General features: G+C 45.7%; 11 protein-coding genes. 2 read left to right on the top strand and 9 right to left on the bottom strand.

Going from position 1 to position 13,895, the window contains the following annotated elements; translation table 11 throughout:
* Nucleotides 1-6: 6 nt before the first annotated feature.
* Nucleotides 7-3,276, bottom strand: a complete 3,270-nt coding sequence (locus tag KJ365_RS08480; RefSeq protein WP_214451174.1) for a S41 family peptidase — start codon at nt 3,274-3,276, stop codon at nt 7-9.
* A 138-nt stretch (nt 3,277-3,414) separates the two neighbouring features.
* Nucleotides 3,415-4,575, bottom strand: coding sequence for an iron-containing alcohol dehydrogenase (locus KJ365_RS08475; protein WP_214451173.1), 1,161 nt, complete (start codon nt 4,573-4,575; stop codon nt 3,415-3,417).
* A gap of 72 nt (nt 4,576-4,647) precedes the next feature.
* Between KJ365_RS08475 and KJ365_RS08470 the strand changes: the two genes are divergently transcribed.
* On the top strand, nt 4,648-6,633 hold the full coding sequence (locus KJ365_RS08470; RefSeq protein WP_352109355.1) for a propionyl-CoA synthetase: 1,986 nt from the start codon (nt 4,648-4,650) through the stop codon (nt 6,631-6,633).
* Nucleotides 6,634-6,737: 104 nt separating this feature from the next.
* Here the strand turns inward: KJ365_RS08470 and KJ365_RS08465 are convergent, their stop codons facing one another.
* The 5 genes from KJ365_RS08465 to prmB form a co-directional block, all read right to left on the bottom strand.
* A complete protein-coding gene (locus tag KJ365_RS08465; protein ID WP_214451171.1) occupies nt 6,738-7,691 on the bottom strand; it encodes an ATP-grasp domain-containing protein in 954 nt (317 codons plus the stop codon).
* A gap of 255 nt (nt 7,692-7,946) precedes the next feature.
* On the bottom strand, nt 7,947-8,630 hold the full coding sequence (locus KJ365_RS08460) for a TMEM175 family protein (protein WP_214451170.1): 684 nt from the start codon (nt 8,628-8,630) through the stop codon (nt 7,947-7,949).
* 289 nt (nt 8,631-8,919) lie between these two features.
* Nucleotides 8,920-10,125: an MFS transporter gene (locus tag KJ365_RS08455; protein ID WP_214451169.1), complete on the bottom strand. Its 1,206-nt coding sequence runs from the start codon at nt 10,123-10,125 to the stop codon at nt 8,920-8,922.
* A 6-nt stretch (nt 10,126-10,131) separates the two neighbouring features.
* Complete coding sequence (gene aroC, locus KJ365_RS08450) at nt 10,132-11,229, bottom strand: chorismate synthase (RefSeq protein WP_214451168.1); 1,098 nt, start codon at nt 11,227-11,229, stop codon at nt 10,132-10,134.
* A gap of 8 nt (nt 11,230-11,237) precedes the next feature.
* On the bottom strand, nt 11,238-12,200 hold the full coding sequence (prmB, locus tag KJ365_RS08445; RefSeq protein ID WP_214451167.1) for a 50S ribosomal protein L3 N(5)-glutamine methyltransferase: 963 nt from the start codon (nt 12,198-12,200) through the stop codon (nt 11,238-11,240).
* A gap of 158 nt (nt 12,201-12,358) precedes the next feature.
* Here prmB and smrB point away from each other — a divergent pair, with 158 nt between their 5' ends.
* On the top strand, nt 12,359-12,913 hold the full coding sequence (smrB, locus tag KJ365_RS08440; protein ID WP_214451166.1) for an endonuclease SmrB: 555 nt from the start codon (nt 12,359-12,361) through the stop codon (nt 12,911-12,913).
* A gap of 38 nt (nt 12,914-12,951) precedes the next feature.
* Here the strand turns inward: smrB and KJ365_RS08435 are convergent, their stop codons facing one another.
* Together KJ365_RS08435 and KJ365_RS08430 are read right to left on the bottom strand one after the other, a co-directional pair.
* Nucleotides 12,952-13,074 (bottom strand): DUF3149 domain-containing protein, encoded by a 123-nt coding sequence (locus KJ365_RS08435; protein WP_214451165.1) that lies wholly within the window; start codon nt 13,072-13,074, stop codon nt 12,952-12,954.
* Nucleotides 13,075-13,271: 197 nt separating this feature from the next.
* The gene (locus KJ365_RS08430; protein WP_214451333.1) at nt 13,272-13,877 is read right to left on the bottom strand and encodes a transglycosylase SLT domain-containing protein; all 606 of its coding nucleotides are present in this window, start codon (nt 13,875-13,877) and stop codon (nt 13,272-13,274) included.
* Between the last annotated feature and the right edge of the window lie 18 nt (nt 13,878-13,895).

Raw genomic sequence — 13,895 nt, 5'->3', positions numbered from 1 at the left:
TTAATGCTATAGCCCTAACTCAGTAGGGATTTTAGGTGATTGCGTTGGGCGAACTGGCGTAAACGTTTCTAATTCTTCCAACATATGCGCGATACCGCGGTCAAGCTGGGCATCTTTGCCTTTGTTGACATCACCTGGCATCAGTTTCACTTCAATATCAGGGGCAATACCCGTATTTTCGGCAAGCCACTCATTATTAGCATCAAAGATTCGAATAAACGGCACGCTCATTTGGCCTCCATCTATAAATGAAGGGTTATGCGAAATACCTATTAACCCGCCCCACGTGCGCGTACCAATAAGTTTACCAATTCCCTCATGCTTAAACGCATAAGGCAAAAAGTCGCCGCCAGAGCCCGCATCTTGGTCAATTAGCATCACTTTTGGCCCATCAAGCGCACCCACGGGAGAACCGTAGACTTTGCCGTCTCTGTCTTTAAAGCCTGCTAGGTAAGTGCTTGATAATACATCGGTAATGTAATTCGCAATTTGACCGCCGCCATTTGAACGTTCGTCAATAATGACGGCTTTTTTGTCTAGCTGCGAGAAGAACATGCGGTTAAAAAACGTAAAGCCGGCGTCTGCAGTATTGGGCACATACACATAACCTACTTGGCCATCGCTTTGTTCATCGACATATTTGCGGTTTCCTTCAATCCATGACCACAAGCGCGCTTGAAATTCGGAATTGGTAGGCACAACGGTCACTTCTTTTGCATTTCTACCGCGCGGGTTATCGCTTACAAGTAACGTGACTTGTTTGCCCGCTGTATTTTCAAACGCCGCAAAAAAGTTATCGTTTTCAGCAAAGCGTTTGCCGTTTACCGCTAAGATATAATCACCTTCATTGATATCCACACCGGGTATACCTAACGGGGCATCTAGGAAGGGGTTCCAATTTTCACCCGTATATATTTTAGCGAGGCGAAACGCACTGTCTTCAAATGATATATCCGCGCCAAGCAATCCCACGTTGACTCGCTCTGGCTGATACATATCACCGCCATAGGCACGATTGTGTCCTACTTGCAGTTCAGCAATCATTTCCACAATTAACTTGTTTAGATCGCCGCGCGTACCAACATGATCAAGCAATGGTCTGTACTGTTTATACACCTCTTGCATATCAAGTCCGTGCATGTTTTCAGCATAGAAGTAGTCGACTTGCATGCGCCATGTATCTTCAAAGATTTGCGCCCACTCTTTTGCTGGATCGATGCGCAATTTCATTTCAGAGGTATTCAGAGGTTTAGGCTCAAGCTTCGCCCCTACTTCTGCGGTTTGATATTGCCCATTACTTGAAGCAAATAACATGGTTTTTGCATCGTGACTTATCACAAATGCAGTTACGTCATCGGCAATTTGACTTGCTTTTTTCTCTTCCATATCAAAACGCATTAAAGTGCTCTTATCAGCAATTTGCCCAGAAGGCGCAAAGCCTGAACCTGGCTGGGGATTTTCAATGAAATAGAGTGCGCCGTCATGACCAGCGCGCAAGCTAGAGTAGTTTTTCTCCGCGACCGGTAAGGCGACAATTCGCTGCATTATCCCATCAAGGTCGATTCTGGTGCTTTCTTCAGATTCTGTCTCGTCATCCTCTTTTGCAGCGGCGTCGGTTAAAACCTCTTCATCAGACTTGGGTAATAACGGAGATTTTCCTTCTGACGATAAAACTGCAGCGTATAGTGCCGTCCGATAAGGCCTGTCTTGCTGAGACATATCGATAGAGGCAACCGATGGGCCGCGGTTAGTAGAGGCTGAGAAGTATAAATATTCACCATCTACTGAAAACGCAGGTTGTCCGGCATCGCTCATACCATCGGTAATAGCGGTGGCTTTCTGAGAATCAAAGTTATAAAGATACAATACTTGGTTATTACTTGGGCCTAGCAGCGAATAAGCTATCCATTTACCATCAGGTGAAACCGATATTTGTTGTGAACCTTCTACAAAACCTTTACGCATAGGATCGGTGCCGATGATGTAAGAGCGCTCTTTATCTAAATCAAAATACTTCAGATTTAAATGGCTGTCGCGATACACCACTTTTGTATCATTGTCTGCAAATGTGACAAGATCAAAATAATTGGTTTGTACGTCTGTCAAAGCAAAGGTCTGGTCTTGTTCATTACCAAACTGATCGCTTAGCACCAAACGGTATGCGCCAGATGCGTCAGACAAATAAGCAAGCTTACTGCCGTCTGCCGACCATATCGCTGTCATTTCTCTCACGCCATCGCTTTGCGACACGTTGCGAGTCGTGCCATCTTTAAGAGGCACGGTAAACACCTCCCCTCTTGCGGTAACGGCTGCTCTCTTGCCGGTAGGAGAAAGTGATACAAATTGAACATTACGAGAAACGTCTTTCCATGCCACTCTTCGCTGAGGTAAGTCAGGCGCGATGCTAATCGGTAAGGTTTGTGTCTGCTTGGTGCGTGTGTCGTGCATCAAGATTTCGCCACCGGCTTCAAAGATGATTTCGCCGCCGTGGGCGTTAGCGCTTAGAATATCCCAAGGCTTGGTATCGAGCACAAAATTAACGTCGCCTGACGTACCGTACTGATGAATAGCAACGGAGCCATCACGATCAGATAAGAAATATACATCATCACCTACCCACATAGGCTCAAAGTCATTGCTATTGGTTTTGGGTACTTCACTAGTTTCGTGGGTTTTGGTGTTGTAAATCCACACTGGTGGTGACGTACCACCTCTGTGCTGACGCCAACCGCTTGCACCGCGATGCGCCTTATGAAACGGACGATATGCGACGGTTTCACCGTCAGCGGCCCATACTGGGTCAACAGCGCGAGCTTCCATGATTTTGCTAGCATGGCCACCTTCAACGCTGATTTCAAACATTTGTGGAGAGCGATTATGGTTTACCTCACGCATACTGGTAAACACCACACGCTCACCATCGTTAGACCATCCCTCAACCATATCGCTGCCAGGATGATAGGTCAGACGCTTCGCTGTGCCGCCATCGACCGAAATGACATATACATCGTTGTTGCCGCCATAATTAGCGGTAAATGCAATATGCTGTCCGTCTGGAGAGAAGTGCGGGCGCATTTGCACCTCATTATCACTGACCAAGCGCTTAGGTTGCTTGCCATCGCGGTCAGCTAGCCAGAGGTCTTGAGCATAAATGAAGGTGATATGGGTATCGGAGAGGTCGGGTTGTTCAAGCATTTTTGTCGTGTTTGCAAACGCATACGAACTTCCTAACAAAAACGGCAAGCATAAGCCTAAAAGCCGTGAGGTCTTTTTCATGATGTCACTTCCTGTTTTTCAGATTTTATTATTGTTTATTGCCGCTACTTGTATGTTCTCCACATCGAACGAACAAAGCGTCAAGACGTTATCATTATTTTAACTAAATGTATCTACTCTAGTTGCGCTAACGCCACGCTAGTTCCAAACCTGATGATAGATGGCGACCATCTCCTCAATGCTTGGAGTGACGGGATTATTGCTTGGTGATCCCGAATCAAGCGCCTGTTGAGCCATGATAGGCGCCACCTCAAAATAACGGGCTTTATCGATACCATAATCTTTTGGCGAGGGCACCTCAAGTTGTACATTTAGCTCGCTTAAAAACGAAAGCAACTTTTGGTTGGATACCGTATCGTTGTCATTCATCTTAGCAACCTGCATTGCTCGAGCGCATTGGGCATAACGCGCCGGTGCGCTTTCGATAGAAAATGCGGTTACCTGAGGCAAAAGCATCGCGTTCGAGAGGCCATGGGGTACATGAAAAAACGCACCAATGGGCCGACTCATACCATGTACCAATGCAACTGAGGCATTTGAAAACGCACAGCCTGCTAACATTGAACCTAACATCATCGCCTCACGTGCTTTCTCGTTAGCGCCGTTGCGATATACCGTTAGCAAATTAGGCGCAATCAAACGCAGTGCAGCTAAGGCTTGTGTATCACTATAAGGGTTCGCTTTGCGACTTACATAGGCCTCAATAGCATGAGTCATGGCGTCAACACCAGTATCGGCAGTGGTGCGAGGGGGAAGCGACAAGGTCAGTTTGTAATCTACCAAGGCTGCAGCCGGCATGAACCCACTTCCTACACATAACATTTTTTCGTCGGTTTGCTCGTTGGTAATGATGGTAAATTTTGTCATTTCAGAGCCAGTGCCGGCGGTCGTTGGAATAGCAATAATTGGCATGGACGGCTCGTTAACGATACGAGGAAAACGGTAGTCTTGCATTTTGCCGCCATACTTCGCCAGTATCCCAATCGCTTTTGCACTGTCAATTGGGCTCCCACCGCCAATCGCAATAAGGCAGTCTACATTTTCATTCTTCGCTAGGGAGACGCCATCAAGTAAAGATGCAATTGTCGGCTCTGGCACAGTATCTTCATAAATAGTTGCGCGAATACCACTTTGCTTCAGATCGTCCACTAGCACTTTTACATATCCCAATTTCACCATCATGCTATCGGTCACTATCATGGGGTGCTGGCAATGAAACGATTGCAGTACCTCAACAATTTTACGACTGGCATCTGCCCCGATTTGCAGTATTGGCGGTAAAAGTATTTGTGTGGACATATTGATCTCGCGTTTAAAAGTATCAGGGATAAAGAACGTCTGGCAAACAAGAGATTAACTTGATGTTAATCAATAAAAACAACCCATTTACGCCAGAAGTATAATAACGCTCACCCCTTCAAATGCACTAATGTTAACAGACAGTTAAACAAAAGGTGCGCAATAATGTCATATCAATCTGAATACAACCGCTCAATTGAGCAACCAGAAGCTTTCTGGGGAGAAAAAGCAAAAGAACTTGCATGGTTTGAAGCACCTACTAATGTGCTCTGTGAAGACGAGAACGGCATAAAAAGATGGTTTGCTGATGCAAAAATGAATACCTGCTATATGGCATTAGATGCGCATGTAAAAGCTGGTCGAGGCGAGCAAACTGCACTGATTTTTGATTCTCCTGTTACCAACACAAAACGACAGCTCACATATTTTGAGCTCCTTGACCAAGTCTCGCGTTTTGCTGGCGTGCTGCAAGCGCAAGGGGTCCAGAAAGGCGACCGCGTAGTTATTTACATGCCAATGATTACCGAAGCAGTTATTGCCATGTTAGCCGTCGCCCGTTTAGGCGCAATTCATTCGGTTGTATTTGGCGGCTTTTCTGCCCACGAGCTCGCAGTGCGCATTGATGATGCCACGCCGAGCGTATTGGTAACCGCATCTTGTGGCATTGAAGTGAGTCGCGTTATCGAATATAAGCCCATGGTGGATGAGGCCATCGTGATGGCTTCTCATAAGGTAGATAAAGTCATATTGCTGCAACGCGAACAGTGCCCAGCAAATATGCTAGATGAACGAGATATTGATTGGCAAGAAGCCATGCAAAGCGCACCTTCCGTAGATTGCGTATCGGTCAGGGGCTGTGACCCACTTTACATACTCTATACCTCTGGCACTACAGGCAAGCCAAAAGGCGTGGTAAGAGACAACGCTTCGCATGCCGTCGCCTTAAAGTACTCAATGAGCGCAGTGTATAACATGGCGCCAGGCGACGTATTTTGGGCAGCGTCTGACGTGGGTTGGGTGGTTGGTCACTCTTACATTGTATATGCGCCTTTACTGCACGGTTGCACAACCGTAGTTTATGAGGGCAAGCCTGTGCGCACACCTGACGCGGGTGCGTTCTGGCGAGTGATTGAAGAATATAATGTCAATGCGATATTCGCCGCGCCCACAGCCTTTAGAGCAATACGCAAAGAAGACCCAGAGGCCGAATTGGTTGCTAACTACAACCTAGACTGTTTGCGCACCATCTTTATGGCTGGTGAGCGCCTTGACCCTCCCACCTATGAATGGACGACAGAAAAAACCGGCAAGCCGGTAATTGACCACTGGTGGCAAACTGAAACTGGTTGGGCGATAGCAGCTAACCTCACGGGCATTGAAACACTGCCAGTAAAAGCTGGCTCCTCTACCAAACCTGTACCAGGCTTTAACGTGCAAATCTTAGACGGTAACGGCGAACCTGTTGGTCCTAACGTGCAAGGCGCCATTGCCATCAAACTCCCCTTACCACCAAGTTGCCTAGCCACCGTATGGGGTGACTTTGATAGATTTGAAGAAGGTTATCTTAAAGAGTTCCCAGGTTATTATAGCTCTGGTGATGGTGGATACATCGATGAAGATGGATACTTGTTTGTTATGGGACGCACCGATGATGTGATCAACGTGGCCGGACATCGACTCTCCACCGGAGAAATGGAAGAGGTCCTCGCCGCTCACGCCGATGTAGCTGAGTGCAGTGTAATTGGTGTTCACGATAGCTTAAAAGGACAAGTACCCATTGGGCTTGCGCTGCTTAAAGACGGTTCAGTGATAACCGAACAAGATTTACAAACGCAGTTAGTTGGCATGGTAAGAAAAGAGATTGGCGCGGTGGCGTGCTTGCGTCAAACTATCGTTGTGCCTCGCTTGCCGAAAACTCGCTCAGGGAAGATTTTACGCAAACTGCTCAGACAGATTGCAGATAATCAGGAGTTTACGGTACCCTCCACCATAGACGACCCTGCTAGCGTAGATGAGATTAAAGAAATCATGTCAAAAAACGGACTGATTAAATCTTGATATAGTCAGCAAAACCTATGAGCAGTAAATTTCTCACAAAAAAGTCAGCCACAATGGGCTGACTTTTTTGTAAGCAGCTTCAATTCAAATAGCTGCGGCTCTGATTAGTTAAGCGTATCTAATTTGGCTTGCAAAAACTTTGCAAGTTCCAACATACCAAAGGTTTGCGCTACCGCCTCTGCATCGGAGTTGTAGTTTGTGTTGGTGTTAACATCGTATGCATAACTAGTGCCCTGCTCATCTTGTATAGCCTCAATACCCGCTACTTGCACATTATTAGCGGCCAAAAACGCCTCGTACTTGTCAATGAATGCCGGGTGATAATCCTGCAAAATTTCAAACTTAGCGCCTTTACCAGCCGCATTGTCATTGCTCGGTCCGTCGGTGGGGCAAAACATATCTTCAATTGAACACGCGTCCGCAGGGCATAGCTCAAAACCCTCTGATGTATTGACTTTGACGCCGTACAAAAACTTTCCACCAATGAATTCATGTCGAATAATATATGGTTCAGGCGCTTCTATGTATTGCTGTACGAGCGTAATTCCATCCACAGGAGCATCAAAATCTGAACTATCAAGATAATTTTGTAAGGACTCGATAGAGTGAAAAAGGTGAACGCCTTGTCCTTTCCCTGCACGATTATGCTTAGTAATGAACGATGGCATATTTAGCGCTTTAGCCGCATCCATAATATTTTGTTTGCCCACTGCAGCAAGCGTCTTTGGTGTACTGATATCCGCTAAGTTTAAGGCCATATACTGATTCACCTTGCTCACTTCTAAGCGCAGCGCTCGAGAACCATTGATAACCAAGCGCCCATGTCGCTCAAGCCAAGCCAGCACTGCCTCGCCATACTCTGGCGCAAACCGGTGGTCTCTTGTATGAGATGACGCGCTCAGACGATTATAAAAAACACCTTGTGGTGGTTCACTGCTCAAATCAAGCATGCCCTCATCGAGATGCCACAGCTCATAGGGTAAATTCAGCTCTTCTAGGCGATTTTGTAAGTGCACTGTCCACTCGTTATTCTCGTGAAGGACATAAATCTTCTTCATTATTGGCTATCTCTGTAGTTAGGAGTTGGTGTGTGAATAAACATGAACGATAAATAACGTATTATCATCAGTAAAGTTCAAATTTAATCGACTATTTGCATTCTAAGAGTATTAAGCAGACATTCGCCAGCTAGGTTTTTAGGGGTTGTAATGGGCTAGGCAAAGTCGCGTTAGTATCATGTAACTTGGCAGTTGCACAAAATGATGTGTAACACAGATGTGCGATTCAATAGTCATCATCTCTTGCCGCTACCATTATTGAGATTCATTTTCTTCTTGCGTTGAAATTTTACGCCGTAAACGCATCCGAGTGATTTTTAAAATAGGCAAAACGACTGCAAATACAATATAAAAAAAGCTAGCCGCTTTCGTCCAAAAAACCCCTGTTGTAGACAGTGCGATTGCAACAGACCCTAAGGGAACAGATGCATTCACTAGCCACAATAATGCCGTTGTTTTAGTATCAAATTTTTCAAGCATAGTCAGACCGATTTCATCGGCTAACCTCAGCGCGTGCCAGTTAAGTGCGCAAATGATCGCGGAGAGCATACTAAAAGCTAGTCCGAATATAACAAGCAAGCCGCTGAAATCTTCGACCGACGACAGCGCAAACACCGCACCGGAATCAAAGTCAGGTATAAAATTAAAAGCGCCTGCGTAAATTGCTTTTAGAGGATAAACGAAAATCAGTACTACTAAGATAAGCAGAAGCGATAAAAACGTCGACAGGCCGTCGTCTAATCCAAAACGTCTACTCCAAATATGATGCGCGTACCAAAAGAAAACGATATTCGCAAAACACATTGTAAAAGACGGTACTTGTTGCAGGGCATTTACGAAGTCTTGATAATTATTGGGAATGTTGTCACCACCCCCAATCACAAGCAGTGTAACAGCAAAGGCGAAAGCCGCATCGACGAAGGTTTCGATCCGAGTCATTTCTGCACCTCGGATTTTGAAACCATCTTTGGTACGCGAAATGGTCATTTTTCAATAACTCGCTGAGCGAGCATCACAACTCCGGCGTTAATATGAAGTTTATGAAAAAGAGCATAGTGAAACAATCTCTTCATTTTAGAGTTACCTTTTCAAGGGCATCAGCATGCCCGCAGCTTTGTTGGCTTAAATAAGTATAAGAGAAATGAAAACTATATACTACCAGTCGTCAAAACGGGCGTTGGTCCCTAAGCTCACAGCTGGCAATGCCAATAACACAGCAAATAACCATTTACGCTTTTGCTGTCGCATTTTTATGCGGCAATGCCAACAAAATAAGCGATGCGATAAACGCCATGGCAGCAGAGAACATAAAGCTCACATAAGCCCCCTCCCCCTGACGCCAGAGAAGGCCGGCAATATAGCTGCCGCTTGCACCGCCAACACCAAAGGCAATACTCACATATAGCGCTTGTGCTCGGCTTTGAAATGCTCTTGGAAAGGTTACCTGTAAATAGTACACAGATGCTGCGTGCGTTAGGCCAAAGCTTAATGCGTGAATGACCTGGGTAAATACAATTATTGCGGTGAACTGCGGAAACAAGGCAAGGAGCAGCCAACGAAGCGCGGTTGCCAAAATACTGATCACCAACAACGCTTTGACCCCAAACTGCTTAATTAAGCGCGTCGCATAAATAAATACAATGACCTCAGCGGCGACGCCTAAGCCAATAAACACCCCTGTTTGCATACCCGAATAATCGAGCGCTCGCATGTACAATGCAAAAAAGTTGTAAAAACTACCAAAACTGACCTGCAATAGGGTATTGCCTAACAAAAACACGATAAAGCCCAAACGCCATATGTTACGAGACATAAGCGATGGGATTACCTCAGGCTCAGCGTGATCTATAACCTTACTGTTAATGCACAACGTACTGATAAACAGCCCAAAGAGCGTTATCATCGCGGCATATACGACAACCTCAGGCGGGAATACATCTAACAACCAGCCTACTACTACAGTGCATACAATGAAGCCGATGCTGCCCCAGAGCCTTACTGCACCATAACCGCCTTTACTGAGCTTAGTGGCGCTGACTGTGATGACCTCTAATTGCGGCAATACCGCGGTCCAAAACATCATCATGATGGCAAATGCGAAGGTCATGCCCCAGAAGCTATCGACATACAAGATGCTGACAAAGGTTATAAAGGAAAGTAAACAACCTAGGCGCAGAATTTCTCCAGCTTGACCCGTGCGGTCCGCAAAGTTTGCCCAAAGATTGGGGCCAACGATACGCAGGAGCGCAACAACCGCTAACAGCGTACCAATTTGTGCAGAGTCTAAAGAGCGCGCATCAAGAAAAACACCAACGTAGGGTACAAAGACGCCCAACTGGCCGAAGTAAAAAAAGTAAATAACCGCCAGTAGTAAGCGGTTACTGGGTTCGCTTATCTGCGATGTGTTGCGATCAGCGAACCAAGTAAGCCTCATTAGCGCTTAACGCTGGGCCGGAATGACAGGAGTGGGTGATTGCACGTTCGCATTTTGTGCGCGATGACGCAGTAAATGGTCCATCAACACCAAGGCTAGCATCGCTTCGGCGATTGGTACCGCACGAATGCCAACACAAGGGTCATGACGACCTTTTGTGATAATTTCAGCAGGGTTACCATTTACATCAATGGTTTCACCTGAGATAGAAATACTAGAGGTTGGCTTTAAGGCCATATGCACTAAAATTTCTTGGCCGGTTGAAATGCCGCCAAGCACGCCACCACTATGATTGGTGTAGAAACCTTCTGGCGACATCTGATCGCGATGATCCGTGCCCTTTTGAGTGACTACATCAAAGCCGTCTCCAATCTCAACGCCTTTCACCGCATTAATCCCCATCATGGCATGGGCTATTTCAGCGTCTAAACGGTCGAAAACGGGCTCACCTAGGCCAACAGGTACATTCGTAGCAGACACGCTCACTTTGGCACCAATGGAGTTGCCTTCTTTTTTCAGGTCGCGCATGTAAGTATCAAGCGCTTCAAGCTTAGATGCGTCGGGACAGAAGAAGGGATTGGTATTCGTCACGCTGTGGTCAACTGTATCAATCGCAATGGGGCCTAATTGAGAAATATATCCTCTAACTTCCACACCATACATTTCTTTCAGGTACTTTTTAGCAATACCACCAGCAGCCACGCGCACGGCCGTCTCACGAGCTGAAGAACGCCCGCCCCCGCGATAATCACGGTCGCCGAATTTTTGTTGATACGTATAATCGGCATGCCCAGGACGAAATGTATCTTTAATTTTAGAATAGTCTTGGCTGCGTTGGTCGGTATTATTAATTAACAAACCGATGCTTGTACCGGTGGTTTTTCCTTCAAACACACCCGATAGGATTTTTACTTCATCCTCTTCTCTGCGAGCTGTGGTATAGCGAGATGTGCCAGGCTTACGACGGTCTAAATCGCCCTGCATATCTTCTTCACAAAGCGCCATCCCCGGGGGACAGCCGTCGACTACGCCACCAATAGCAGGACCGTGGCTTTCACCAAAGGTAGTGACTGTAAATAATTTTCCAAACGTGTTTCCTGACATCCTACTCGCTACTCCAAATCGTCCAATATGTCTTGTTGTGCAATCAACTGTGCTTTACTGATTGCAAAAATGCCACTGCCGCCCTTTTTCAACTCACACCAAGTGACTTCAAGATCACCAAAGCGATCAGCAAAATTTACCTCACTATTGCCTACTTCAACAAATAGCCAACCATCGTCTTGCAAATGTTCCACCGCCTGCATCATAATTTGCATGGTGAGATCTAATCCGTCGTTGCCAGATGCTAATGCATGCTCAGGTTCATGGTGATACTCGGACGGTAAATCGCCCATGTCTTGCGCATCTACATAAGGCGGGTTAGCAATAATCAAATCGTATTTTTGCCCTGCTAGACTTTCAAACAAGTCAGACTGTATTGGGTAAACACGCTCTTCTAACTGATAGTCACCAATGTTAATCGCTGCAACCTCAAGGGCGTGCATATCGATATCCACAGCATCAATCACGGCATCCTCAAAGTGTTGGGCTAAGGCAATGGCAATACAGGCGCTACCGGTGCACATATCGAGCACGTTAGCTGGCGCAAAGTGTCCATCGACAAAAGGTGTAAAACCATTTTCAATAAGCTCCGCAAATGGAGAGCGTGGAATTAACACTCGCTCATCAACGTAAAACGGCATTTGAGCAAACCACGACACATTGCTGATGTAAGGCAACGGCTTTGCCTCGCGGGTTCGTAATTGGAGCCAACTTGCGATTTTGCTTCGCTCTTCTTGCAACAGTGTCGTTGGGTAGAGCAGCTGTTTTTGCTCTGGGCTCATAAGCAAGGGTAAATCAAGCGCGAGAAACACAAGGTGCTCACACTCATCCCATAGATTGTTCGTGCCATGCCCTAAAAAGATATTATGACGGGCGCACTCGCTCATACTAAAGCGGATCCAGTCTGCAATAGTGGTTAAGTCATCTATGTTTTGAAACTCAATGTTTGAATGTATGGATTCTGATTGCATCAACTTTGTTAGATGATTGGTTTTGTCATGGGTGGGTAGAAAATCCATTTTTAAAAGATGTAAACTATCTCTTTAAACACAGCAACCATGATTTAACCGCGTATTTATGGCAGTATAATACGCATAAATGAATCGAATTTCGCTGGTAAATTAACAAGATGACTAAAAAAGTAGATGAAAACGATGAAAGCCAGTCGTTTTCTGCATTATTCAGTGATGCAAAGCCTATTCAACACCAGCAGTACATTCAAGATCCGAAAGAAAAACGGGCGTTAAACCGCAGGCCTATGGCTCAACAAAAAAAGGCAGTAAAGCAGCGCGCGGCGAGCTTTGAGTTCTCAGACGGATTTGAAGCGTATTTTGATCCGCACAAAGCATTAAAATACGTCAAAGAAAACACTGAACAGGCTGCACAAGGCGTAAAGCGTCTGCGCAGAGGGGAAATTGTACCGGAGCTGATTTTAGATTTGCATGGTTTGAACAGCGCTCAAAGTAAGTTAGAGCTTGCGGCCGCCATAGATGAAGCAACGCACAAACACTATGAATGCATCAATGTGATTCATGGTGTGAGTGGCGGTGTGTTAAAACAAAAAGTGCCAAACTATTTAGTTCAGCACCCTCGAGTATTAGGGTTTCACCAAGCTCCCCTAGAATGGGGTGGCAATGGTGCCCTGCTTGTTCTTATCGACATACCACGAGACGGCAAACTCTAGCGCTCGCCAACGCCGCCTCAAATGCAATATCTAACGTGTTACTTATCGTCTTGAACGTTATGAATGAACAAGTACACATAATACGCACAAATTGCACATACTACGCCTATACCTAATAGTGAACCCCATGCGACGGGATCTGAAAGTAAAAGATCTAACATAATGTTTCCTGCCCTGTTTAATGATTTCGAGGCTATTTTTACAAACTGGGCAATAAATGATCTGATCAAGATCAATATTATTTTGTGAAGTCGTAGTGCTTGAGTTTATTTATTAATCTAGATCAAGTTTTCGGTGGATGAGTACACTCAAACGGAACATTTGGCATCTTGTAAGCAGTTATATTTGGGCGCTTAGATTAAGTAAACAAGCGTAAGAACCAACCCTTACTTAGGTCTTCCTCACAACCTCTAAGCTGCGCAGCGTAGCGCAGTGAGCGCTCATCGACTTTGTCTGCGACGCTTATTAACCACTGTTTTTTACGGTATGTTTTTCGCTGATAACCACCCCAACCCTCATGGTAATTAAGGTATTGAGCGCGAGCATCCCACTTAGAAACGCCATTGATTTGCTGACTTTTACTAATGAACCAACCCATAAAGTCTATGGCATCATCGAAATCATCTCTGTCGGCGAAGCTATTTCCCGTTTCTCGCTTATAGTCTTCCCATGTCATGGTCTTTGCCTGAGCATACCCATAGGCACTGCTCACGCGTCCCCATGGGATCATGCCAAAAAATATATAGTCGCGTGGTGGCAAAGCATCGTGGCGAAATGAGCTTTCTTGATACATCATTGCCATGGGCACATGCAAAGGCACACCCCAAGTATCACGCATATCAGACGCAGCATCGAACCAATCTCTCTTTTCTTCAAATATGTGGCATATATTTTCGCGGCTCGAAGGTGGGGTAGTACTGCACGCGCTTAAAAGCGCCAATAAAGACGCACTTATTGAAAGCATGATTGTATTTTTAATGAT

The organism is Glaciecola sp. XM2 (assembly GCF_018595715.1).
Taxonomy (GTDB): domain Bacteria; phylum Pseudomonadota; class Gammaproteobacteria; order Enterobacterales; family Alteromonadaceae; genus Glaciecola.
The sequence above is the reverse complement of the archived record's forward strand: the minus strand, read 5'-3'. Positions and strand labels throughout refer to the sequence as shown.